18 protein-coding genes are annotated in these 23,238 nt (G+C 70.8%); 13 read left to right on the top strand and 5 right to left on the bottom strand.

The genetic code is table 11. The features are described from left to right. Window positions 1-36 precede the first annotated feature (36 nt). Genes pta through BBA86_RS09385 form a run of 4 tightly spaced genes read left to right on the top strand, consistent with a single transcriptional unit; the run spans window position 37 to window position 6,818 of the window. Window positions 37-2,175 carry a phosphate acetyltransferase gene (gene pta, locus BBA86_RS09400; protein ID WP_065571325.1) on the top strand — a complete coding sequence of 713 codons (2,139 nt, stop codon included), beginning with the start codon at window positions 37-39 and terminating at the stop codon, window positions 2,173-2,175. Beyond that, window positions 2,172-3,395 (top strand): acetate/propionate family kinase, encoded by a 1,224-nt coding sequence (locus BBA86_RS09395; protein ID WP_065571324.1) that lies wholly within the window; start codon window positions 2,172-2,174, stop codon window positions 3,393-3,395. The genes pta and BBA86_RS09395 overlap by 4 nt, the downstream gene beginning before the upstream one ends. Before the next feature lie 22 nt (window positions 3,396-3,417). Then, window positions 3,418-4,140: an HAD family hydrolase gene (locus BBA86_RS09390; protein WP_065571323.1), complete on the top strand. Its 723-nt coding sequence runs from the start codon at window positions 3,418-3,420 to the stop codon at window positions 4,138-4,140. A gap of 59 nt (window positions 4,141-4,199) precedes the next feature. Then, on the top strand, window positions 4,200-6,818 hold the full coding sequence (locus BBA86_RS09385) for a glycoside hydrolase family 65 protein (RefSeq protein WP_065571322.1): 2,619 nt from the start codon (window positions 4,200-4,202) through the stop codon (window positions 6,816-6,818). 2 nt (window positions 6,819-6,820) lie between these two features. Here the strand turns inward: BBA86_RS09385 and BBA86_RS09380 are convergent, their stop codons facing one another. After that, window positions 6,821-7,918, bottom strand: coding sequence for an NAD(P)-binding domain-containing protein (locus tag BBA86_RS09380; protein ID WP_065571321.1), 1,098 nt, complete (start codon window positions 7,916-7,918; stop codon window positions 6,821-6,823). 112 nt (window positions 7,919-8,030) lie between these two features. On the opposite strand from BBA86_RS09380, the gene BBA86_RS09375 reads away from it, so the two are divergent. After that, entirely contained in the window at window positions 8,031-8,699 is a 669-nt protein-coding gene (locus tag BBA86_RS09375; protein WP_065571320.1) for a FadR/GntR family transcriptional regulator, read from the top strand. Here BBA86_RS09375 and BBA86_RS09370 read toward each other — a convergent pair. After that, entirely contained in the window at window positions 8,680-10,083 is a 1,404-nt protein-coding gene (locus tag BBA86_RS09370) for an aspartate ammonia-lyase (protein WP_065571319.1), read from the bottom strand. The two genes, BBA86_RS09375 and BBA86_RS09370, sit on opposite strands and share 20 nt — an antisense overlap. Before the next feature lie 174 nt (window positions 10,084-10,257). Between BBA86_RS09370 and BBA86_RS09365 the strand changes: the two genes are divergently transcribed. From BBA86_RS09365 to recR, 4 genes are read left to right on the top strand one after another with little or no spacing between them, the layout of a single operon-like run. Beyond that, window positions 10,258-11,760 (top strand): amino acid permease, encoded by a 1,503-nt coding sequence (locus tag BBA86_RS09365; RefSeq protein ID WP_065571318.1) that lies wholly within the window; start codon window positions 10,258-10,260, stop codon window positions 11,758-11,760. After that, on the top strand, window positions 11,757-12,719 hold the full coding sequence (locus BBA86_RS09360; RefSeq protein ID WP_065571317.1) for an asparaginase domain-containing protein: 963 nt from the start codon (window positions 11,757-11,759) through the stop codon (window positions 12,717-12,719). The genes BBA86_RS09365 and BBA86_RS09360 overlap by 4 nt, the downstream gene beginning before the upstream one ends. Next, window positions 12,716-14,809, top strand: coding sequence for a DNA polymerase III subunit gamma and tau (locus BBA86_RS09355; protein ID WP_189318446.1), 2,094 nt, complete (start codon window positions 12,716-12,718; stop codon window positions 14,807-14,809). The genes BBA86_RS09360 and BBA86_RS09355 overlap by 4 nt, the downstream gene beginning before the upstream one ends. Before the next feature lie 3 nt (window positions 14,810-14,812). Further along, window positions 14,813-15,406, top strand: coding sequence for a recombination mediator RecR (gene recR / locus BBA86_RS09350; RefSeq protein WP_065571315.1), 594 nt, complete (start codon window positions 14,813-14,815; stop codon window positions 15,404-15,406). Between the two features lie 2 nt (window positions 15,407-15,408). Here recR and BBA86_RS09345 read toward each other — a convergent pair whose 3' ends face one another. After that, the gene (locus tag BBA86_RS09345; RefSeq protein ID WP_065571314.1) at window positions 15,409-15,807 is read right to left on the bottom strand and encodes a hypothetical protein; all 399 of its coding nucleotides are present in this window, start codon (window positions 15,805-15,807) and stop codon (window positions 15,409-15,411) included. Between the two features lie 21 nt (window positions 15,808-15,828). Next, window positions 15,829-17,220: a threonine/serine exporter ThrE family protein gene (locus tag BBA86_RS09340; RefSeq protein WP_065571313.1), complete on the bottom strand. Its 1,392-nt coding sequence runs from the start codon at window positions 17,218-17,220 to the stop codon at window positions 15,829-15,831. Between the two features lie 141 nt (window positions 17,221-17,361). Between BBA86_RS09340 and BBA86_RS09335 the strand changes: the two genes are divergently transcribed. Next, on the top strand, window positions 17,362-18,648 hold the full coding sequence (locus BBA86_RS09335) for an aspartate kinase (protein WP_065571312.1): 1,287 nt from the start codon (window positions 17,362-17,364) through the stop codon (window positions 18,646-18,648). Window positions 18,649-18,652: 4 nt separating this feature from the next. On the opposite strand, the gene BBA86_RS09330 is transcribed toward BBA86_RS09335, so the two are convergent. Continuing rightward, a complete protein-coding gene (locus tag BBA86_RS09330) occupies window positions 18,653-19,396 on the bottom strand; it encodes an SDR family oxidoreductase (protein WP_065571311.1) in 744 nt (247 codons plus the stop codon). Between the two features lie 52 nt (window positions 19,397-19,448). Here BBA86_RS09330 and sigJ point away from each other — a divergent pair, with 52 nt between their 5' ends. The 3 genes from sigJ (at window position 19,449) to BBA86_RS09315 (ending at window position 23,230) form a co-directional block, all read left to right on the top strand. Next, complete coding sequence (gene sigJ / locus BBA86_RS09325; RefSeq protein WP_223247064.1) at window positions 19,449-20,354, top strand: RNA polymerase sigma factor SigJ; 906 nt, start codon at window positions 19,449-19,451, stop codon at window positions 20,352-20,354. Window positions 20,355-20,477: 123 nt separating this feature from the next. Continuing rightward, window positions 20,478-21,548: an aspartate-semialdehyde dehydrogenase gene (locus tag BBA86_RS09320; RefSeq protein WP_065571310.1), complete on the top strand. Its 1,071-nt coding sequence runs from the start codon at window positions 20,478-20,480 to the stop codon at window positions 21,546-21,548. Between the two features lie 131 nt (window positions 21,549-21,679). Further along, the gene (locus BBA86_RS09315; protein WP_065571309.1) at window positions 21,680-23,230 is read left to right on the top strand and encodes a malate:quinone oxidoreductase; all 1,551 of its coding nucleotides are present in this window, start codon (window positions 21,680-21,682) and stop codon (window positions 23,228-23,230) included. Window positions 23,231-23,238 lie beyond the last annotated feature (8 nt).

Genomic DNA, 23,238 nt, shown 5'->3' with positions numbered 1-23,238 from the left:
CAGCCGGCGCATGGGCCGCGAGCCTAGGCTGGGAGTGTGGCTCAGAGCATCTACATCACGTCCGCCGAAGGTCACTCCGGCAAGTCGACGATCGCCCTGGGTGTCCTCGACACCCTGAGTCGTCGGTCGCCGCGCGTCGGGGTGTTCCGAGCGATCGCCCGCTCCACCGAGGAGCGCGACTACGTCCTCGAGATGCTCCTGGACCACGACGGCGTCGACCTCGGTTACGACGAGTGCATCGGCGCCACCTACGACGAGGTCCGGGCCGATCCGGAGGCCGCCCTCGGCCGCATCGTCGAACGGTACAAGGCCGTCGAGGCGCAGTGCGACGCGGTCGTCATCATCGGCAGCGACTACACCGACGTGGGGAGCCCCGCCGAGCTGGGCTACAACGCGCGCATCGCCGCGAACCTCGGCGCTCCGGTCCTCGTCGTCCTGTCGGGTCAGCCCGCCGACGGAGAGCGGTCGACGGATGCCGGGGGTCTGTCGCCCGAGCAGGTGGGAAACCTCGCCACCCTCGCCTTGGCGGAGCTCAAGCACGAGCGTGCCGGCATCTTCGCCGTCGTCGTGAACCGCGCCGATCCGGATCGTCTCGACGACATCGTCGCCGCCGTTCGACGAGTCCCGGCGGCCGAGGGGGACATCGGCGTATGGGCGATCCCCGAGGACGCCTACCTCGTCGCGCCTTCGGTCCGCGACGTCGCGCGGTCGCTCGACGCGACGCTCATGAAGGGCGACGAGGACCTCCTCGAACGAGAGGTGCTGCACGTCGTCGTGGCGGGCATGTCGCTGAACAACGTCCTGCCGCGCCTCGAAGAGGCGGCGATCCTCGCCGTGGCAGCCGACCGCACCGAGGTGCTCCTCGCGGCTCTGCTGGCCAATGCGTCCGGCACGTTCCCCTCGCTGTCGGGCATCGTGCTCTACGGACCATTCGAGCTGCCCGAACACGTCGAGCGTCTCATCGACGGTCTCGACTCGAATCTCCCCATCCTCGCCACCGATCAGGGCACGTACGAGACGGTCCGCGGCATCATGAGCGCGCGCGGTCGCCTCGCCGCCCACTCGCAGCGCCGCTACGACACGGCACTGTCGCTCTTCGACCAGCACGTCGACACCGACGATCTGCTGCGCCGCATCGGCCTTGCGAGCTCGAACGTCGTCACGCCGCTGATGTTCCAGTACGGCCTCATCGAGCGCGCCCGGAGCGAGCGTCGTCGCATCGTTCTGCCCGAGGGGAGCGACGACCGCATCCTGCGCGCCGCCGCCACCGCGCTCGCACGCGGGATCGCCGACATCACGATTCTCGGGGAGCCCATCGAGGTGCGCGCGCGCGCTCTCGAGCTGGGGCTCGACATCCAGGGCGCCGAGGTGCTCAGCCCGTTCGACGCCGTCCACGTCGACAAGTTCGCCCGCGAGTACGAGCGGCTCCGTGCCCACAAGGGGATCACCTTCCGCCAGGCCGCCGACACCGTCACGGACGTCTCCTACTTCGGCACGCTGATGGTACATCTGGGGCTCGCCGACGGCATGGTGTCGGGCGCCGCGCACACGACGGCGCACACGATCCGCCCCGCCTTCGAGATCATCAAGACGAAGCCGGGTGTCGACGTCGTCTCGAGCGTGTTCCTCATGGCGCTCGCCGACCGCGTGCTCGTCTACGGCGACTGCGCCGTCATCCCCGACCCGACCGCCGCGCAGTTGGCCGACATCGCGGTCTCGTCCGCGGCGACAGCGGACCAGTTCGGCATCTCCCCGCGCGTCGCGATGCTCTCGTACTCGACGGGGGAGTCCGGTTCCGGCGCCGACGTCGAGAAGGTCCGCGAGGCGACCGCGCTCGTGCGCGAGCGCGCGCCGAAGCTCCTCGTCGAGGGCCCCATCCAATACGACGCGGCGACCGACGCCGCCGTCGCCGCGACCAAGATGCCGGAATCGGACGTCGCGGGTCGAGCGACCGTCTTCGTCTTCCCCGACCTCAACACCGGCAACAACACCTACAAGGCCGTGCAGCGCTCGGCGGGCGCCGTGGCGATGGGACCGGTCCTGCAGGGACTCAACAAGCCCATCAACGACCTGTCCCGCGGTGCCCTCGTCGAGGACATCGTCAACACGATCGCCATCACGGCGATCCAGGCACAGAACGCGACGGATGCCGTCGCCCCGGAGACCCGCGCATGAGCCCCGTCCTCGTCATCAACAGCGGCTCGTCGTCGTTCAAGTACCAGCTCGTCGACGTCGATACCGAGCGCGCGCTCGCCTCGGGTCTCGTCGAACGCATCGGCGAGGCCGCCGGTGCGGCCAGTCACACGGTGTTCCTCGGAGGGGAGGGGACCTCGGTCGCGGCGACGAAGGCGACCTCGCACATCGAGCGGCCCATCCCCGATCACACGGCGGGTTTCGCGGTCATGCTCGAGGCCTTCGCCGCGCACGGCCCGTCGCTCGAGAAGGCTCGCCCCGTCGCCGTCGGCCATCGCGTGGTCCAGGGCGGTGCGCGCTTCTTCGAGCCGACCCTCGTCACGCCCCTCGTCGAGATCAACATCGATGAACTGTCGGCCCTCGCGCCGTTGCACAACCCGGGCGCGCTCCAGGGCATCCGGGCAGCTCGGGCGGCCTTCGCCGACGTCCCTCACGTCGCCGTCTTCGACACCGCCTTCCACCAGACGATGCCCGCGGCGGCGTACACGTACGCGATCGACCGCGAGACGGCGCAGAAGCATCGCATCCGCAAGTACGGCTTCCACGGCACGAGCCACAAGTTCGTCAGCGAGGCGGCGGCCGCCTTCCTCGGCAGGCCCGTCTCGGAGCTCTCGCAGATCGTGCTCCACCTCGGCAACGGCGCCTCCGCGACGGCCATCCGCGGCGGCGAATCGGTCGACACGTCGATGGGGCTGACGCCGCTCGAAGGCCTCGTGATGGGGACGCGGTCCGGTGACATCGACCCCTCCGTCCTCGGCGTCCTCGCCCGGCGCGAGGACATGACTCCGGGGGATCTGGACGCCTTCTTGAACAAGAGGAGCGGCCTGCTCGGCCTCGCCGGCGCCTCGGACATGCGCGACATCGACACACGCCGCCGGGAGGGGGATGCCGACGCGCAGCTCGCCTTCGACGTCTACATCCACCGGCTCCGCGCTTACATCGGTGCCTACCTCGCGCAACTCGGTGGCGCCGACGTCATCTCGTTCACGGCAGGCGTGGGCGAGAACTCCGCCGTGGTGCGCGCGGCGGCGCTCGAGACGTTCGCCTTCGCGGGAGTTCGACTGGATGCCGAGCGCAACGCGTCGAGCGAGCGCGGCATCCGGGTCATCTCGACCGATGATTCACCTGTCACCGTCCTCGTCGTCCCCACCGACGAGGAGCTCGAGATCGCGCGCCAGGCTCACGCGATCGCGACGGCGTGACGGATACGCTGGTCCGGTGACGATGGCCGACCTCCCCGACCTCACCCGTTTCGACGGCGTCCTCTTCGACCTCGACGGCGTGCTGACGCCCACCGCCGAGGTCCACATGCACGCCTGGGAGAGCATGTTCACCGAACTGTTCACGGCCTGGGGCATCGAACCGGCCTACGCCGAGGGCGACTACTTCGAGCACCTCGACGGAAAGAAGCGCTACGACGGCGTGGCGAGCCTCCTGCGCTCCCGCGACGTCGAGGTCCCGTGGGGCGACCCTGCGGACGACCCGTCCGCCGACACCGTGTGCGGGATCGGCAACCGCAAGAACGTCGTCTTCGAGCGAGTCCTCCGCGCCGACGGTATCGCCGCCTACCCCGGGTCGCTCGCCCTCGTCGAGAAGCTCCGGTCCGCCGGCATCCCGATCGCGGTCGTCTCGAGCTCGAAGAACGCCCGCGAGGTTCTCACCGCCGCCGGCATCATCGACCGCTTCCCGGTCGTCATGGACGGCGTCGTCGCCGAGACCGAGCATCTCGAGTCCAAGCCCGCCCCCGACGTCTTCGCCCGCGCCGCCGAGATGCTCGGCGTCGATCCGGCGCGAAGCGCCGCCGTCGAGGACGCGCACTCGGGCGTGCGCTCGGCCGCCGCCGCCGGGTACGGTCTCGTGGTGGGTGTCGACCGCGGCGCAGGGGAAGCCGCCCTGCGCGAGGCCGGGGCTCACGTCGTCGTCGACGACCTCGCCGTGTTCGTCTGACGCGTCAGAGCTCCCGCAGCCCGTTCACTCCTCGTCCTGTCTCCCGAAATGGACCCTTCATGATCGATCGTCAGCGCTTCCCCGTGGACCCGTGGCGTCTCGTCGAGACGTCGTTCTCGCTCGATGATCCCGGCGTCACCGAGACCATCTTCGCCGAGGGGAACGGCTACCTGGGTCTGCGGGGCAATCACCCCGAGGGGCGCCACGCGCACGAGCACGGCACGTTCCTCAACGGGTTCCACGAGGTGTTCCCCATTCGGCACGCCGAGCGCGCCTTCGGGTTCGCCGAGGTGGGGCAGACGATCATCAACGCACCGGACAGCAAGGTCATGCGCGTCTACGTCGACGACGAGCCGCTCTCCCTCGACATCGCCGACCTCCGCGAGTACGAGCGCGCCCTCGACATGCGTCGCGGTGTCCAGACGCGTCACGTCCGCTGGATGACGCCGAGCGGCAAGGACGTCGTCATCGACTACGAGCGCCTGGTCTCGTTCGAGGAGCGGCACGTCGCTGTCATGCGGATCTCCGTGACCGTCCTCAACGCCGACGCCCCCGTCACGGTCAGCTGCCAGCTGATCAACCGTCAAGACGGCCAGGACGTCTACGGCGGCGCCGCGCACGGCGCGAAGGCCGAGGCGGGGTTCGACCCGCGCAAGGCCGACGGGTTCAACGGCCGTGTGCTGCAGCCCGAGGAGTACTGGCAGGACGGTGATCGATCCGCCCTGTCGTACAAGGTGACGGAGTCCGGCATGACTGTCGCCGTCGTCGCCGATCACCTCGTCGAGACCGAGAACGAGTACTCCTCCCGGGTGCTCATCGAGCCGGACATCGCCAAGAACGTGTTCCGGGTGCAGGCCCGTCAGGGCGTGCCCGTCACGATCACGAAGGCCGTCGCCTACCACACGTCCCGCGGGGTCCCCGCCCGCGAGCTCGTCGAGCGCGGCCGGCGCACCCTCGACCGGGTCGAGCACGAAGGCATCCAGAACCTGTTCGACCGTCAGGAGGCGTGGATCTCGGCGTTCTGGGAGCGCTCGGACGTCGTCATCGCGGGGCACGACGACCTGCAGCAGGCGACGCGCTGGTGCCTGTACCAGCTCGCCCAGGCGGCCGCCCGTGCCGATTCGCTCGGCGTGCCCGCGAAGGGTGTCACCGGTTCCGGCTACAGCGGCCACTACTTCTGGGACACCGAGGTCTACGTCCTCCCGTTCCTCGCGTACACGACGCCCCTCTGGGCGCGGAACGCGCTCCGCATGCGCTACCTCATGCTCCCCGCGGCTCGCAAGCGCGCGGGGCAGCTGAACGAGGCGGGCGCCCTGTTCCCCTGGCGGACGATCAACGGCGAGGAGGCCTCGGCCTACTACGCCGCGGGCACCGCCCAGTACCACATCAACGCCGACATCGCCTTCGCCCTCGGCAAGTACGTGCGCGCGACGGGCGACACCGATTTCCTGTACCGCGAGGGCGTCGACATCCTCGTCGAGACGGCGCGTCTGTGGGCGACGCTCGGCTTCTGGCGCTTCACCGAGACCGGCGAGCCCGAGAGCTTCCACATCCACGGGGTGACGGGTCCCGACGAATACACGACGGTCGTCAACGACAACCTCTTCACGAACGTCATGGCGCGTTACAACCTCCGGTACGCGGCGCGCGTCGTCCGCGAGATGGCCATCGATCAGCCGGAGGCCTACCGAGCCATGGTCGAGCGGCTGGACCTCGACGAAGCCGAGCCGCTCGCGTGGCAGAGCGCCGGCGAGGCCATGCACATCCCCTACAGCGAGGCTCTCGGCATCCACCCGCAGGATGCCGTGTTCCTCGAGCGTGAGGTGTGGGATCTCGAGAACACCCCGGCGGAGCAGCGCCCCCTGCTGCTGCACTTCCACCCGCTCGTCATCTACCGCTACCAGGTGCTCAAGCAGGCCGATGTCGTGCTGGCGTTGTTCCTGCAGGGCAACCAGTTCACGCCCGCCGAGAAGCTCGCCGACTTCGAGTACTACGACGCCCTGACGACGGGCGATTCGACGCTGTCCGCCGTCGTCCAGGCGATCCTGGCGGCGGAGGTCGGCTACCAGGACCTCGCGCTGGAGTACTTCCGCGAGTCGGCCTTCGTCGACCTCGGGGATCTGCACGAGAACGCGTCGGACGGCGTGCACGTCGCCTCCGCGGGCGGTGTCTGGACCGCGCTCGTCGCGGGCTTCGGCGGCATGCGGGACCACCGCGGTGCGCTGACCTTCGATCCGCGTCTACCGGTGGACTGGCCGTCGCTGTCGTACACGCTGCACTGGCACGGCACGCGTCTGCGGATCACCGTCCGCCGCGACGAGATGACCGTCAGCGCCGGTGACGGCGACGCCGTGTCCTTCACGGTCCGCGGCGCCGGGTACACGGTCATGGGCGGAGAGACGGTGACCGTGCCGCTCGAGGGCCAGGGCCCCGTCATCCCGGGCCGGCCCACGCTGCAGCAGATCGGCGAGCAGCTCCGCGAGGACGGCACACTCCTGTCCGCCTCGGTTCCGGACGCGACGGCGGCGACCTCCGTTCCCGTGCACACCGGCACGGTACCGGTCGTCACGGCGGACACGACATCGTCGGATGCCGCGGAAGAGGCTCGGGAAGAGCCCGACACGCGCACGCAGCAGATCCCGACCATCGATGCCGGGGACGCCACGGCGCGCGTCTGAGCTCAGCCGGCGGCGCGATCGCGGACGATCACGCGTACCGCGTCGCGTCCGGCGCGGTTGGCGCCGACCGTGGATTGCGACGGGCCGTACCCGATCAGGAACAGGCGCGGCTCGTCGATCGCGCGGGTGTCGCGCACGCGGACCCCGCCGGCGGTCGTGCGCAGCCGCAGCGGCGCGAGGTGCGCGATGTCGGCGCGGAAACCGGTGGCCCAGAGGATGACATCCGCGCGTTCGAGCGTGCCGTCCGGCATACGTACGCCGTCCGCTTCGACGGCGGAGAACATCGGGTGCCAGACGAGTGCGCCGCGGTCCTCCGCGGCCTCCGCCCAGGGCGACCAATGCGCGCCGGTGACCGAGACGACGCTGCCGGGCGGGAGCCCCTGGCGCACGCGTTCCTCGACGCCTGCGATGGCCTGGATGCGGGCGGCGGTGTCGAAGCCGGTCGCGTCCCATTGGGGCTCCGTGCGCGACACCCAGAACGTGTCGGTCACCCGCGAGATCTCGTCGAGCAGCTGGACGGCGGAGACCCCGGCGCCCACGATGACGACGCGCCGACCGCGGAACTCCTCGGCGGACCGGTAGTCGTGCACATGCAACTGGCGCCCTGCGAACGAGCGCTGACCGGGGTAGGTGGGCCAGAACGGCTTCCGCCACGTTCCGGTCGCGTTGATGACGTACCGTGCCGACCACGAGACCGTCCCGTCGGCATCCTCCGCCTCGACGGTCAGCGGCCCGCGCGGATCGTCATCGGCGCGGGCGACGGCGCGGACGCGGACGGGGCGGCGCACGCGCAGGTCGTACCGGTCCTCGTACGCGGCGAAGTAGGCCGGCAGCACCTCCCGGCTGGGGGCGCGCGGATCGGCCGGCGGCACCGCGTAGCCCGGCAGTTCGTGGATCCCGTTCACCGTTCCCATGCGCAGGGTCGGCCAGCGGTGCTGCCACGCCCCGCCGGGCTCGGACTCGGCGTCGAGCACGACGAAGGTCGCGGAGCCGCCCGCGTCGCCGAGAGGGACGAAGCCGCGGCGACGGAGGTGATACGCGGCACTGAGGCCCGCCTGCCCGGCACCGATGACGAGAACGTCGACGGGCGCGGGGGACATGGTCGTTGCAACGCCGAGCGCGGGGGCGGTGTTCCCCGGCTCGACCGGCCCGGCCGCACGCCCGTTAGGCTGACCGGATGGCAAGCGTGACGAGGCGGACCGGGGGAGCTCGATGAGCGCGCCGTCCGTCGGCGCCCGCGCCGCCGACGGCGTCTTCGACGGTCTCCGCGAGGACATCGTGGCGGGCCGCCTGGGCGTGGGGGACCGGCTGCCCTCCGAGGCCGCGCTCGCCGAGCAGTACGGGGTCAGCCGTCCGAGCGTGCGCGAAGCGCTCCGCTCGTTGCAGGCACTCGGCCTGACCCGTACCCGTACCGGCAGCGGGACCTACGTCGCCTCCGATCGGCCGGCGCTCGCCCTCGGCTACGGCGGATTCTCCCCGCGCGACCTCAGCGAGGCCCGTCCGCACATCGAGGTCCCCGCGGCAGGCCTGGCCGCCGAACGCCGGACCGAGCAGCAGCGTGCCGACCTCGTCGCCCTCTGCGATCGCATGGATGCCACAACCGACCCGACCGAGTGGGTCGAGCTCGACTCGCGCTTCCACGTGCTCGTGGCCGAGGCATCCGGCAACGCGGTGTTCGCGCGAGCGGTCGGCGACATCCGCGACGCCCTCAGCCACCAGTCGGGCGTCGTCAACCTCATCGCCCACCGCCGGGAACCGTCGTCCCGCGAGCACCGCGCCATCGCCGAAGCGATCGGCCTGGGGTCGGCGATCGAGGCGCGTGAGGCCATGCGTGCGCACCTCGGCGCCGTCGAGCGCGTCGTCAGCCCGCTGACGCCGTAGGGACCAGCTTCTCGGGACTGAGCGCCGCCGCGAGCTCGGCCGGGTCGAGCAGGCCCCGTTCGAGCACGACGTCGGGAACCGAGCGACCCGAGCGCAACGCCTCGCCGGCGACCTCGGTCGCCGCGCGGTACCCGATGAGCGGGTTCAGCGCGGTCGCCAGCCCGATCGAGTCGGAGACGCGTGCGGCCATCACATCGGGACGGGCCTGGATGCCGGTGACGCACCGCTCGGCGAGCAGGCGGCACGCGGCGGTCAGGTGCGCGATGCTCTGCGAGAGGGCGCGGACGATGACCGGCTCGAAGGCGTTGAGCTGCAGCTGGCCAGCCTCGGCGGCGAGGGTGACGGCGAGGTCGTCGGCGATCACCGTGTAGGCGACCTGCGTCACCATCTCGGGGATGACGGGATTCACCTTCCCTGGCATGATGCTCGATCCGGCTTGGAGTGCGGGCAACGTGATCTCGCCGAGGCCCGCGCGCGGACCCGACGACAGCAGCCGCAGGTCGTTGCACGTCTTCGAGAGCTTGACGGCGATGCGCTTGAGCATGCCCGACAGATGCACGAAGGCGCCCGGGTCCTGCGTCGCTTCGACGAGATCGGTCGCGGGGGTGAACGAGCGGCCGGTGAGCGCGGCGAGGTGCGAGACGGCGAGCGGTCCGTAGCCGGCCGGCGCATTGAGCCCCGTGCCGATGGCGGTCGCGCCCAGGTTGACCTCGAGCAGCAGCCGGGCCGACTCGCGCAGGCGCAGCCGGTCCTCGTCGAGCATGACCGCGAACGCGCCGAACTCCTGGCCGAGCGTCATCGGGACGGCATCCTGCAACTGCGTGCGCCCGATCTTGACGTACCCGCCGAACTCGGCGGCCTTGGCCGCGAACGCGTCGTGGAGGACGCCCATCGCGGCATCCAGTCCGTCGACGCCTTCGACGAGCGCGACGTCGATGGCCGTGGGGTAGGCGTCGTTGGTCGACTGGCTGAGGTTCACGTGATCGTTGGGGTGGAGGTGGGCGTACTCGCCCTTGGCGTGCCCGAGGATCTCGAGGGCGCGGTTGGCGATGACCTCGTTCGCGTTCATGTTCGTCGAGGTCCCGGCGCCGCCCTGGATCACGTCGACGACGAACTGGTCCGCGAGGGCACCGCCCCGGATCTCGCGGCAGGCCGTCGCGATGGCGTCGGCGCGTGCCGGGTCCAAGAGGCCGAGATCCCGGTTGGCGAGGGCGGCCGCCTCCTTGACGAACGCGAGACCCCGCAGCAGGAACGGGTACGTGCCGATCGGGACGCCCGTCACAGGGAAGTTGTCGCGGGCTCGGGAGGTGTGCACACCCCAGTACGCGTCGGCGGGGATCTCTGCGGGGCCGAGCAGATCGTGTTCGGTGCGCGTCATCGTCATGTCGGTCTCTTCCTCGAGGGGCGAACGGCGCAAACCTATCAGACAGATTTCCGATTTCTTTGCGACCGGAACTTGACTCGAGCGGAATCCGGGTGTTCAGTGTTCCCGAACCTGTAAGGCAGATATCACATCCCGGGCGGCGACGATGCCGCGCGGCAACGAAAGCGAGAACCCATGACGACGGAGTCCACCTCCTCGAAGACGGATGCCGCGATGCTCCGTACGGCCTCGATCGCGCAGGCCGAAGGCGCGGGCTTCCACAAGGGCCTCCGGCCGCGTCAGATTCAGATGATCGCCATCGGCGGTGCGATCGGCACGGGCCTGTTCATGGGGGCCGGCGGGCGGCTGGCGACGGCGGGCCCCGCTCTCGTCCTCGTCTACGCGGTCTGCGCCGTCTTCGCCTTCCTCGTGATGCGCGCGCTCGGCGAGCTGATCCTCCACCGCCCGTCGACGGGCTCGTTCGTCTCCTACGCCCGGGAGTTCTACGGCGAGAAGATGGCCTTCGCCGCCGGCTGGATGTACTGGCTCAACTGGGCCATGACCTCGGTCGCCGACGTCACCGCCGTCGCGCTCTACATGAACTTCTTCAAGCAGTACGTGCCGGTGCTCGCCGGCATCCCGCAGTGGGTGTTCGCCCTCGTCGCACTGGTCCTCGTCCTCGCCATGAACCTGCTGTCGGTCAAGGTCTTCGGCGAGCTCGAGTTCTGGTTCGCGATCATCAAGGTCGCCGCGCTCGTGACCTTCCTCGTCGTCGGCATCTTCTTCGTCGTGACCGGCACCCCCGTCGCCGGGACCGCTCCCGGCTTCCACCTGATCGCCGACAACGGCGGTGTCTTCCCCAACGGCATCCTGCCCGCCCTCATCGTCGTGCAGGGCGTCGTCTTCGCCTACGCGTCGATCGAACTCGTCGGCACGGCCGCGGGCGAGACCGAGAACGCGCGCACGATCATGCCGAAGGCGATCCGCGCCGTCGTGTTCCGCCTCGCGGTCTTCTACGTCGGCTCGGTGCTGCTGTTCACGCTCCTCATGCCGTTCACGAGCTACAAGTCCGGCGAGAGCCCCTTCGTGACCTTCTTCGGCTCCATCGGCGTCGAAGGGGCCGACGTCATCATGAACCTCGTCGTCCTCACCGCCGTGGTCTCGTCGCTGAACGCGGGGCTGTACTCGACCGGCCGCATCCTCCACTCCATGGCCGTCACGGGCTCGGCTCCCGCACCGCTCATGCGCATGAACCGCGCCGGCGTGCCCTACATGGGCATCGCGGTCACCGCGGCCGTGACCCTGCTCGGGGTCGTACTGAACGCGGTCGTGCCGTCGCAGGCGTTCGAGATCGCCCTGAACGTGTCGGCGCTCGGCATCATCAGCGCCTGGGGCGTCATCATCCTCTGCCAGATCAAGTTGCAGCGGCTGGCGAGCGCCGGTGTGATGGAGCGCCCCTCGTTCCGGATGCCGGGGGCGCCCTGGACCGGATGGATCACGCTCGTGTTCCTCGCCTCGGTCATCGTCCTCATGGCGCTGGACTTCCCGATCGGCACGTTCACCGTCGGATCGCTCATCGTCATCGTGCCGGCGCTCATCGGCGGGTGGTTCCTGCTGCGTGACCGCATCCGGTCGCTGGCGGCCGAGCAGACCGGAACGATCGCCGCGCTCCAGCGCACCGACGAGGGCGGCGCGTGAGCGCACAGCACCTGGTCGTCATCGCGACCGGCGGCACCATCGCGAGCCGCCGGTCGCCGGACGGATCGAGCGCTCCCGTCCTCGGCGGGGGCGCTCTGCTCCACGGGCTCGCTCCCGATGACGACGTCCGGGTCGTGGACGCGCTCGCCGCCGACTCGGCGACCTTCACCCTCGCGGATATGCAGCACATCGTCGACGCGGTGGCCGTCGCCGTCGCCGACGACGCCGTGCGCGGCGTCCTCGTCCTGCACGGGACGGACTCCCTCGAGGAGACTTCGCTGCTCGCGGCGATCCAGGTCGGCGACCCACGGGTCCCCGTCGTCTTCACCGGCGCGCAGTTCACCGCCGACGACCCGGCCTCGGACGGTCCCGACAACATCCGCGTCGCGCTGGCGGCGACCCGCGCCGCCGTTCCCGGCGTATGGGTCGCCTTCGGCGGGCGGATCCTCTCCACCTGGGGGCTCTCGAAGCTGACGACGGACCGCGCCGACGCCTTCGGTCATGCGCGACGGGATGCCGCGACGCCCCCGCACGCGACGGGCGACGTCTCCGCGGTCCGGGTCGACGTCGTCGCGCTCCCGCCCGGCGCCGACGACATCCACGTGCGTGCGAGCCTCGCCGCCGGTGCCGACGGGATCGTCCTCGAGGCGCTCGGGTCGGGGAACACGACCCCCACGGTCGTCGCCGCGGTGCGCGATGCGGTGGCGGACGGCATCCCGGTCATCGTGTCGAGCCGCGTGCCGCGGGGATTGCTCGTCCCGTCGTACGGCGGGGGAGGGGGCGGAGCCGACCTCGCCGCCGCGGGTGCGCTGCACTCGCCGACGCTGCGCCCGGGGCAGGCCCGCATCCTGCTGGCGGCGATGCTTGCGGCCGGTGCCGACCGCGACGCGATCGCCGCCGCGGTCGAGGGGCGGGCGCCGGATCGGATGTCGGTGCCACGCCGTAGTCTGTTGTGGTGACCACCGCTCTGTACCGCCGCTATCGCCCGGAGACCTTCGGCGAGATGATCGGGCAGAGCCAGGTGACCGAGCCGCTCATGACGGCGCTTCGCAGCGACCGCGTGGGCCACGCCTATCTGTTCTCCGGCCCCCGCGGCTGCGGCAAGACGACGTCGGCGCGCATCCTCGCGCGCTGCCTCAACTGCGCGCAGGGTCCGACCGACACCCCGTGCGGCACGTGCGACTCGTGCGTCGAGCTCAGCCGCGGCGGTGGCGGGTCCCTCGACGTCGTCGAGATCGACGCGGCATCCCACAACGGCGTCGACGACGCGCGCGACCTCCGCGAGCGGGCCGTCTTCGCGCCCGCCCGCGACCGGTTCAAGATCTTCATCCTCGACGAGGCCCACATGGTCACGGCGCAGGGCTTCAACGCGCTGCTCAAGCTCGTCGAGGAGCCGCCCGCGCACGTCAAGTTCATCTTCGCGACGACCGAGCCCGAGAAGGTCATCGGCACGATCCGCTCGCGCACCCATCACTACCCGTTCCGCCTCGTCGCGCCGGCCGCGATGCTCGAGTACGTCGAGCAGCTCTGCGCCACCGAGGGCGTCTCGGTCGAGCCGGGCGTGCTGCCCCTCGTCGTCCGCGCCGGCGGCGGGTCGCCCCGTGACACGCTCTCGCTGCTCGATCAGCTCATCGCCGGGTCCGAGGACGGCGCCGTCGGCTACGAACGCGCCGTCGCGCTCCTCGGCTACACGCACGCCGAGCTGCTCGACGAGGTCGTCGACGCCTTCTCGTCGCACGACGCCGCGGCCGCGTTCGGCGCCGTCGACCGCGTCGTGCAGACCGGTCAGGACCCGCGACGCTTCGTCGACGACTTGCTCGAGCGCCTGCGCGACCTCATCATCGTCGCCGCGACCGGCGAGGGCGCCCGCGCCGTGCTGCGCGGCGTGCCCATCGACGAGCTCGAGCGCATGGCTCGCCAGGCTGCGGCCTTCGGCACCGACCGCCTCTCGCGCATCGCCGACCTCGTGGTCACGGCCCTCGACGACATGACCGGCACGACCTCGCCCCGCCTGCAGCTGGAGCTCCTCGTCGCGCGCGTCCTCGCGGCGACGGATGCCGGGGCACCCGCAGCGTCCGTTCCGGTGGCCGCTCCCGCCGCTTCGCCGCCGGCGGCTGCGTCCCGCCCCGCGGCGACTCCGCCAGCCTCGGCTCCGGCTCCGGCTCCGGCTCCGGCTCCGGCCTCGGCACCGGCTCCCGCCTCGGCACCCGTCGCGTCGCCCGAGCCGGCGTCGCCTGAGCCCGTCGCATCCCCCGAGCCGCCGGTCCCGACCGGCCCGGTCACCTTCGAGCAGATCCGCGACTCGTGGCCCGAGATCCTGCGCCGGCTCGAGGACATCAGCCGCACCTCGTGGATGATCGCAACGGCGTCGCGTCCGGTCGCCTACGCCGAGAGCGACATCCTGACGCTGTCCTTCCAGAGCCACTCCGACGTGCAGTCCTTCAAGAAGCTGTCCGCGGGCAAGGGGCCGAGCGAGGACCTCCGCAGCGCGATCCTGTCGGTGCTCGGCGTGCGGGTGAAGTACCTCACCCGCCATGACACCGACCCCACGCCGCCGCCGCCCGGGGGCGTCGGTCCTGACGTGCCGCCCGAGCCCGACGCGCCCGAGGGCGGATACGGCGTCGCCCCTGCCGCGGCATCCCGTCCCGCGGCGGCCCCGCGGTCCGCGCCCGCCGCCGCCGCGCCGGTGACAGAGTGGGCGGTCGCGCCGATCCCCTCGGACGACGGCGGTCCGTCAGCCCAATTCCCGGTGGACGACGAGCCGGAGGATGCCGCGCCTGCGCCGGTTCGCACGCTCACCGTCCAACGCGAGGGTGACGTCCTCCCCGCTGAAGCTCCCGACGACGACGAGGACGATGTTCCGCCGCCGGTGGATGCCGACGCCCCGGTGCCGGTCCATTCCCCGCCTCCGCCGCGTCCCGCACCGGAGCCGGCTCGCGGGCCCCGCCCCGGCGGGATCGAACGGGTGGGCGAGGCCGCCGTCCGTCAACTCCTGGGTGCGCGCTTCGTCCGTGAAGAGCCGTACACCCCTCCCACGAGGTTCAACTGACCCATGTACGACGGCATCGTCCAAGACCTGATCGACGAGTTCGGGCGCCTTCCCGGCATCGGCCCGAAGTCGGCCCAGCGCATCGCGTTCCACATCCTGCAGACCCCGTCGTTCGACGTGTCCCGACTGGCGCAGCTGTTGTCGGAGCTCCGTGAGCGCGTCAGGTTCTGCGAGATCTGCGGTAACGTCTCCGAGCAGACCCAGTGCTCCATCTGCCGCGACCCTCGCCGCGATCGCACCTTCATCTGCGTCGTCGAAGACGCGAAAGACGTCTCGGCGATCGAACGGACTCGAGAGTTCCGGGGGCTCTATCACGTGCTCGGCGGCTCGATCAGCCCCATGGCGGGCATCGGGCCCGACGACCTGCGGATCGCGCAGCTCATGCAGCGCCTCGCCGACGGCACCGTGACCGAGGTCATCCTCGCGACCAACCCCAACCTCGAAGGCGAGGCGACGGCGACGTATCTCAGCCGCCTCCTCAGGACGCTCGAGATCAGCGTCACCCGGCTCGCCTCGGGGCTGCCGGTCGGCGGCGACCTGGAGTACGCCGACGAGGTCACCCTCGGCCGTGCGTTCGAGGGCCGTCGCGCCGTCTGAGGTCACTCGGTCGGGGCGAACAGCTCCGGCTCGTGAGCGAGCGTGCGTTCGACGGCGGCCAGGATGTCCTCGTCCGCGAGGCGGTACTCGTCGTTCACGCGCTCCTCGGCTTCGCCCCACGCATCGTCGTCCCCGATTCCGGCGGTCTCCTCGTATTCGGCCGCGGCCCGGTCGACGGCCTCGGCCGTCGGCTCGAGACCGAGGGTGCGGTAGCCGTCGGCGACCGCGTCGAGAGGGAAGTCCTCGTCAGCGGCGTGCACCTCGACGGCGTACCAGAAGCCGCCGTTGTGGACCGTGCCGTGAAAGGTCAGCACTCGCCGGGCGGCGAGGTCGCCGGCGAGGGTAGCGGGAACGTCGTCGTCGACGGCGCGGTTCCAGATCGCGTCACTCGCAGAGCTCATGCGCAGAGCCTAGGCGAGGGGTCAGGACCGCTCGCGCGCTCGGGCCCGGATGACCGTCCCGAGCGAGGCCCGCAGGGGTTGGCCCACGTAGATCCCGAGCGAGGCGCCGACGGCGAGAGCGATCCCGATGGTGGCAGCCGACGCGAGGGTCGTGAACCCCTCCAGGAGCAGGGCCGTGCTGCTCCCGGACTCCACGACACCGAGAAGCCCTCGGAAGACGGCTGCACCGGGAACCATGGGGAGGATCGCCGCCGTCGTGATCGCAACCGACGGCACATGCAGCCGATAGGCCGCGAGGATGCCGACGAGGCTGCCCGCGAAGGCACCGACGCCGCTGGCGGCCGCCGTCTCGAAACCGAGGGCGGATGCCGCGGTGTACCCCGCCCAGGCGACGACGCTGAGTCCGACACTGACCGCCACGACACGAAGACCGGCGCCGTTGTAGATGGTCACCGAGACGGCGATGAGCGCCGCGCCCACGAACTGCAGCGGCAGCGGCCCGAAGGGCAGCGGGTCGTTCGGAACGTCCATCCCGGCGCCGACCACCCGGGCGGTCTCGAGACCCGCGAGGATGCCGATCACGACGCCGAGGGTCTGCGTCATGAGTTCGAGGATGCGGCCCGTCGCCGTCAGTGCGAAGCCGTCGATCGCGTCCTGCGCGGCGCCGACCACCGTGAGACCCGCGAGCATCAGGACGATCCCCGACGCGACGATCACCGTCGGTCTGATGTCCTGCGCGACCGGCCACCCGGTCGCCTCGAGACTCGGAGCGACGGCGGCGATGAGGGTCAGGACGAAGGCGCCGGCGACCTGGCTGAAGAAGAACGGAACATGCGCCCGACCGAGGAGGAACTGCGTGATCGCGGCGCCGCCCGCGGCGATGAAGGAGAGCAGGATGACGAGCCAGTTCGCCCCGAACATGACCGCGACCCCGACGGCGAGAAGCGCCTGAGCCGTGACGATGACCGGCGGGTGGTACGCGAACGGCGTGCGGCGCACGATGCGGAACTCCGCGCGGGCGGCGTCGACCGGCATCCCGCCCCGGATCTCGGTGACGAGGGCCTGGAGGCGCTGCAGGCGGGCGTGATCAGGGGCCTGGCTGCGGACGACGCGCATGAGGGTGATCGGCTTGTCGGCGCCGCTTCGGTGATGCGCGACGGTGATCGAGTTGTAGCTGACGTCGACGTGGACGGGGTCGAGCCCGTAGACGCCGGCGATGCGCACGATCGTCAGGGTGACCTCGCTCGCGGGAGCTCCCGAGGCGAGCATCGACTCCCCGATGCGGATGCTGAGGTCGAGGACCCCGACGGCGAAGGCGTCGTCGATCACCGGGAGCATCTCGGTGTGCGGCGTCGAGTTCTCGGGGGAGCGGACGAGTGCCTGCAGCGACGTGAAGAACTGGCGTCGTCCCATGCCTGCCAGCCTAAATGAGCGTCCCCCGTCACAGGGTCGGCGTCACATGGCGGTGACGGCACGAGGCGCTCCGTAGGATGGTGCCCGGGCGTGAGCCACCGCCCGCCGGCGACGTCCGGCATCCACCCGGGAGTATCCGACATGGCCCTGATCGTCCAGAAGTACGGCGGTTCCTCCGTCGCCGACGCCGAGAGCATCCGACGCGTCGCGAAGCGGATCGTCGACGCCCGACGTGCCGGGAACGACGTCGTCGTCGCCGTGAGCGCGATGGGCGACACGACCGACGAACTGCTCGACCTGGCCTCTCAGGTCTCGCCGCTGCCGGCGCCGCGCGAACTCGACATGCTCCTCTCCAGCGGTGAGCGCATCTCGATGGCGCTGCTCGCCATGGCCATCAACTCGATGGGCTTCGAGGCGCGGTCGTTCACGGGCAGCCAGGCAGGCATGATCACCGACAGCTCGCACGGGGCCGCTCGCATCGTGGACGTCACGCCGGTCCGCGTCCGCGAGGCGCTCGACGAGGGGGCCATCGTCATCGTCGCCGGATTCCAGGGTTTCAGCCGCGACACGCGAGACATCACGACGCTCGGGCGCGGGGGCTCCGATACGACCGCCGTCGCGCTCGCCGCTGCGCTGAACGCCGACGTCTGCGAGATCTACAGCGATGTCGACGGCATCTTCACCGCCGACCCCCGTGTCGTACCGAAGGCTCGCAAGCTCGCGACCGTCACGTCCGAGGAGATGCTCGAGCTCGCCGCGAACGGCGCGAAGGTGCTGTACATCCGGGCCGTCGAGTTCGCCCGCCGCCACGGCGTCATGATCCACGCCCGCTCGACCTTCAGCTCGGGCGTCGGCACCTATGTTCTCGGTGCGGGGATGACCGCCCCCGACCACGAAGAGGGAGAAGAGATGGAAGAGCCCATCGTCACCGGTGTCGCCACCGACCTCAGCCAGGCCAAGATCACCGTCGTCGGTGTGCCCGACGTCCCCGGCAAGGCCGCCGACATCTTCAAGATCGTGGCGAAGTCCGGTGCGAACGTCGACATGATCGTGCAGAACGTGTCGGCCGCCGCGACCGGTCGCACCGACATCTCCTTCACGCTCCCCAAGGCCGAGGCCTCGACGGCGCTCCGCGCGCTGTCGGTCGAGCAGACCGCGGTCGGCTTCGACAAGCTCGTCCACGACGACCAGATCGGCAAGCTGTCGGTCGTCGGCGCCGGCATGCGCACCCACTCGGGCGTCTCCGCGACGCTGTTCGAGGCGCTGTCGACGACGGGCGTCAACATCGAGATGATCTCGACGTCGGAGATCCGCATCTCGGTCGTCGTCCGCGGTGACGACCTCGCTGAGGCGGCACGTGTCGTGCACACCGCCTACGGACTCGACGGCGACACCGAAGCCGTCGTCCACGCGGGCACGGGTCGCTGACGGGTCACCTCTGCGTGCGGAGCCAGTCGACGAAGCTCGGCCCGGCGATGGTCGCCCCCGGTCCCGGCAGGGCGAGGCCGTCGCGCATGCCGCGCATCTGAGCGCCCGGGATGTTGACCGGAATGACGAGCCGCCGCGATCCGTCGCGGTGCACCCAGGCCCGGATCATCCGGTCCAGGCGTTCCTCGCGGGGACCGGCGAGGTCCGGCACCCGCCCCTGCGCGCCTGCGACGGCGAGGTCGATGAGCTGCGCGGCGACCTCCGCCGCGGCGACCGGCTGCACCCGTGCACGCGGAGCGAGCTGAAGCGGCCCGAGGCGCGCCTGCACCGCGACCTGCCCGGCGAACTCGTGGAACTGCGTGGCCCGCAGGATGCTCCATGGCACCGCACTCTGTTCGTAGAGGTGCTCCTGGCGGACCTTGCCGGCGTAGTAGCCGTGGGGATTCCGGTCGATCCCGACGATCGACAGCAGCACGACGTGCCCCACCCCGGCGTTCGCGGCGGCGGCGAGCAGGGCGCCGGATGCCGCTTGGAAGAATTCCGTCGCGGTCGCCGCGCTCGTCGTCCCGACGCTCGCCGCGTCCACGACCGCGTCCGCTCCTGCCAGAACGCGTTCGACACCCGCCCGGTCTCGCAGATCCACCCCCGCCGCTCGCGACACGACGACCACGTCGTGTCCTCCCGCCCGCGCCTGCTGCACGACGAGTCTTCCGACCGTGCCCGTTCCGCCTGCCACTGCGATCTTCATGTCGCCCCTTTCGAAGGTGTGTCACTGTGGTGACGACGCAGCCTCCGCGAATGTGAGGCCGGAGATGGAGATCGCCATGACGGATGCCGCGACGCAGCCCGTCGGCGACGTCGACGCCCACCGGCGCACCCTCGTCGCGGCCGCGTACCGGATGCTCGGAACGGTCGCCGATGCCGAGGACGCCGTGCAGGAGGCCTTTCTGCGATGGCTGCGGTTGAGCGATGTCGAGCGTGCGGCCGTCTCGAATCCGGGCGGTTGGCTCATGCGGGTGACAGGGCGGATCTGCCTCGACGTCCTGGGATCCGCACGCGTCCGGCACGAGACGTATGTGGGGGAGTGGTTGCCGGAGCCGGTGCCGGTCGGCACGTCGACCGGAGACCCCGCCGACGCCGTGGTCGGGGCGGAAGGGGTGTCCACCGCGCTCCTCCTGGTGCTGGAGACTCTCACCCCCGCCGAGCGCGTCGCCTTCGTGCTGCACGAGGCGTTCGCGGTGCCGTTCGCCGAGATCGCCGAGGTGCTGGGGAGGTCGGCGGACGCGTGCCGGCAACTGGCGGCATCCGCTCGCCGTCACGTCGGGCGCCGCGCGGGCGCCGGCGTCCCGCGGGGCCGTCACGACGAACTGATCGCGGCCTTCGCCGCCGCGAGTGCGAGCGGGAGTCTCGACGCCCTCGTCCGGGTGCTCGCGCCCGACGTCGTCCTGGTCTCCGACGGCGGCGGGATCGTGTCCGCCGCGCGGCGGCCCGTCCGCGGTGCAGATCACGTCGCGCGGTTCCTCCTCGGACTCGCAGCGAAGCAGCCGACCGCGGCATACGAGCCCGCCGTCACAGGGGACGGGCTCGGGTTCGCGATCCGGATGGACGGTGTCCTCGCCGCGGTGGTGACCTTCGCGACCGACGGCGAGCGGATCACCGACGTCTGGATGATGCGGAACCCCGAGAAGCTCCGAGCCTGGGCGTAGCGCCCCGCGGCGACACATGCGGATCGCGGTACCCGGCGCGCCGGTAGAATCGCCGGAACCCGCTCTCCTGCGCCCTGCCGCGACGTCCCGTCGCGCGGCGCCGCACCCTCGAGGAACCGCACCATGACCGTCTTTTCCGAATCGGGATTCTCCGTCGCCGTCGTCGGCGCCACCGGACAGGTCGGGACGGTGATGCGCGACATCCTCGTCGACCGCGCTTTCCCGATCCGCGAGCTGCGCCTGTTCGCGACGGCACGCTCGGCGGGCTCGCCGATCGAGGTCGACGGTCGCGAGATTGTCGTCGAGGACGTCGCGACGGCGGACCCCAGCGGCATCCAGATCGCCCTGTTCTCGGCGGGTGCCACCGGATCCCGCGCCCACGCTCCCCGCTTCGCGGAGGCCGGCGCGGTCGTCATCGACAACTCGAGCGCCTGGCGCATGGACCCCGAGGTGCCGCTCGTCGTCAGCGAGGTCAACCCGCACGCGATCCACGATCTCCCCAGGGGCATCATCGCGAACCCGAACTGCACGACCATGGCCGCGATGCCCGTCCTCAAGCCGCTGCATGTCGAGGCCGAACTCGTCCGGCTCACCGTCAGCACGTACCAGGCGGTCTCGGGCTCCGGCCTCGCCGGCGCCGAGGAGCTCCTCGGCCAGGTCGAGTCCGTCGTCGCCCAGGGCGGCGCCATCGGGCTCGTGCACGACGGTGCCGCGGTGGACTTCCCCGAGCCGCAGAAGTACGTCGCGCCGATCGCCTTCAACGTCATCCCCTTCGCGGGCAGCCTCGTCGACGACGGCGACAACGAGACCGACGAGGAGAAGAAGCTCCGCAACGAGAGCCGCAAGATCCTCGAACTCCCGGGCCTCCGCGTCGCCGGCACGTGCGTCCGCGTTCCGGTCTTCACGGGCCACTCGCTGTCGATCCACGCGGAGTTCGCGCAGGACATCTCGCCCGACCGCGCCCGTGAGATCCTCGCGGACGCCGCAGGCGTCGCCCTGGCCGACGTCCCCACGCCGCTCGCTGCCGCCGGAGCTGACCCGAGCCTCGTCGGACGCATCCGCGCCGACCAGTCCGCGCCCGAGGGCAAGGGGCTCGTGCTCTTCATCAGCAACGACAACCTCCGCAAGGGCGCGGCGCTCAACGCCGTCCAGATCGCCGAGCTCGTCGCGGCCGACCTGGCCGCCCGCGTCTGAGGACGGATGCCGGGTCCCGCCCCGCGTGATGAGACCCGGCATCCGCCTTTCATCAGGGGAAAGAACCCGCTTTCCTGCCGCCTCGACCGGCGGCGGGCGGCGACTCCCGCCGTGGCGGCGACGTAGACTGGATGACCGTGACTGACAATCCCGGAGCAGACGATCAGGCCGCAGAGAACGCCGCAGCAGCCGGCCCCGCCGCAGTGAGTCCGACGGACACCTACGACGCCCTGCTCATCGGCGGCGGCATCATGAGCGCCACGCTCGGCACCCTCCTGCAGCAGCTCGAACCGGACTGGAAGATCGGCGTCTTCGAACGCCTCTCCGAGGTCGCCCAGGAGTCCTCCAACGCGTGGAACAACGCGGGTACGGGTCACGCCGCCCTCTGCGAGCTGAACTACACGCCCGAGGGTCCGGACGGAAAGATCGACCCGGCCAAGGCGATCGGCATCAACGAGCAGTTCCAGCAGTCGCGTCAGCTGTGGAGCGCGCTCATCGAGCGCGGCGTCCTCGATGAGCCGTCCACCTTCATCAACGCGACGCCGCACATGACCTTCGTCCGCGGCGAGAAGGATGTCGCCTTCCTCAAGAAGCGCTACGAGGTACTCAGGGAGCAGCCGCTGTTCGCCGGCATCGAGTACTCCGAGGACTCCCGCGTCATCAACGAGTGGGCGCCGCTGCTCATGCAGAAGCGCCGCAAGGGCGAGCCGTTCGCAGCCACCCGCGTCCCCGCCGGCACCGACGTCGACTTCGGGTCGCTCACGCGCCAGCTCTTCGAGCACCTCGCCGCTTCCGGTGTCGACGTCGAGACCAACCGCGAGGTCCGGAACCTGAAGCGCCAGAAGGACGGCACGTGGGAGGTCACCTACCGTCATACGGTCGGTCGCACGCCCGGAAAGGTGCGCGCGCGGTTCGTCTTCGTGGGTGCGGGCGGCTGGGCCATCAAGCTCCTGCAGCGCTCCGGCATCCCCGAGATCTCGGGCTACGGCGTGTTCCCGATCGGCGGCCAGTGGCTGAAGACCTCGAAGCCCGAGCTCGTCGCGCAGCACAAGGCGAAGGTCTACTCGCAGGCGTCCGTCGGTGCGCCCCCCATGTCGGTCCCGCACCTCGACACGCGTGTCGTCGACGGTGAGGCGTCCCTGCTGTTCGGTCCGTTCGCCACGTTCAGCCCGAAGTTTCTGAAGAACGGCCGGATGACGGACATCGTCGCCCAGGTGCGCCCCGGCAACATCCTGCCGATGCTGAAGGTCGCCGTCGACAACCCGGGCCTCATCAAGTACCTCGTCAGCGAACTGCTGAAGGGCCACGGCAAGAAGGTCGATTCCCTCCGCGACTTCATGCCGGGCGCGCGCGACGAGGACTGGGAGCTGCTGCAGGCCGGCCAGCGTGCGCAGGTCATGAAGAAGGACCCGAAGAAAGGCGGCGTGCTGCAGTTCGGCACCGAGGTCGTGAGCTCCGCCGACGGGTCGATCGCCGGCCTGCTGGGCGCCTCTCCGGGGGCCTCGACGGGTGCGTCGATCATGCTCGGCCTGCTGAAGACGTGCTTCCCCGACCGCCTGGCGGGCTGGGAGCCCACCCTCAAGACGCTCATCCCCACGTACGGTCAGACGCTCAACACGTCTCCCGAGACGGCCTCCGAGGTGCTGCAGAAGACCGCGGCCGCGCTGCAGATCAACGTCTGAGACGCGCC

This window comes from Microbacterium oleivorans (assembly GCF_001691565.1).
In the GTDB taxonomy this organism is placed as follows: Bacteria; Actinomycetota; Actinomycetes; order Actinomycetales; family Microbacteriaceae; genus Microbacterium; species Microbacterium oleivorans_B.
Note: the sequence above shows the minus strand (reverse complement) of the source record. Positions and strands in the feature narration are given on the sequence as shown.

Coding starts and splice junctions, on each gene's coding strand:
- BBA86_RS09395 (WP_065571324.1), top strand. CDS start 2,172: ATGAGCCCCGTCCTCGTCATCAACAGCGGCTCGTCGTCGTTCAAGTAC.
- BBA86_RS09390 (WP_065571323.1), top strand. CDS start 3,418: ATGGCCGACCTCCCCGACCTCACCCGTTTCGACGGCGTCCTCTTCGAC.
- BBA86_RS09385 (WP_065571322.1), top strand. CDS start 4,200: ATGATCGATCGTCAGCGCTTCCCCGTGGACCCGTGGCGTCTCGTCGAG.
- BBA86_RS09380 (WP_065571321.1), bottom strand. CDS start 7,918: ATGTCCCCCGCGCCCGTCGACGTTCTCGTCATCGGTGCCGGGCAGGCG.
- BBA86_RS09375 (WP_065571320.1), top strand. CDS start 8,031: ATGAGCGCGCCGTCCGTCGGCGCCCGCGCCGCCGACGGCGTCTTCGAC.
- BBA86_RS09370 (WP_065571319.1), bottom strand. CDS start 10,083: ATGACGATGACGCGCACCGAACACGATCTGCTCGGCCCCGCAGAGATC.
- BBA86_RS09365 (WP_065571318.1), top strand. CDS start 10,258: ATGACGACGGAGTCCACCTCCTCGAAGACGGATGCCGCGATGCTCCGT.
- recR (WP_065571315.1), top strand. CDS start 14,813: ATGTACGACGGCATCGTCCAAGACCTGATCGACGAGTTCGGGCGCCTT.
- BBA86_RS09345 (WP_065571314.1), bottom strand. CDS start 15,807: ATGAGCTCTGCGAGTGACGCGATCTGGAACCGCGCCGTCGACGACGAC.
- BBA86_RS09340 (WP_065571313.1), bottom strand. CDS start 17,220: ATGGGACGACGCCAGTTCTTCACGTCGCTGCAGGCACTCGTCCGCTCC.
- BBA86_RS09335 (WP_065571312.1), top strand. CDS start 17,362: ATGGCCCTGATCGTCCAGAAGTACGGCGGTTCCTCCGTCGCCGACGCC.
- BBA86_RS09330 (WP_065571311.1), bottom strand. CDS start 19,396: ATGAAGATCGCAGTGGCAGGCGGAACGGGCACGGTCGGAAGACTCGTC.
- BBA86_RS09320 (WP_065571310.1), top strand. CDS start 20,478: ATGACCGTCTTTTCCGAATCGGGATTCTCCGTCGCCGTCGTCGGCGCC.
- BBA86_RS09315 (WP_065571309.1), top strand. CDS start 21,680: ATGACCGTGACTGACAATCCCGGAGCAGACGATCAGGCCGCAGAGAAC.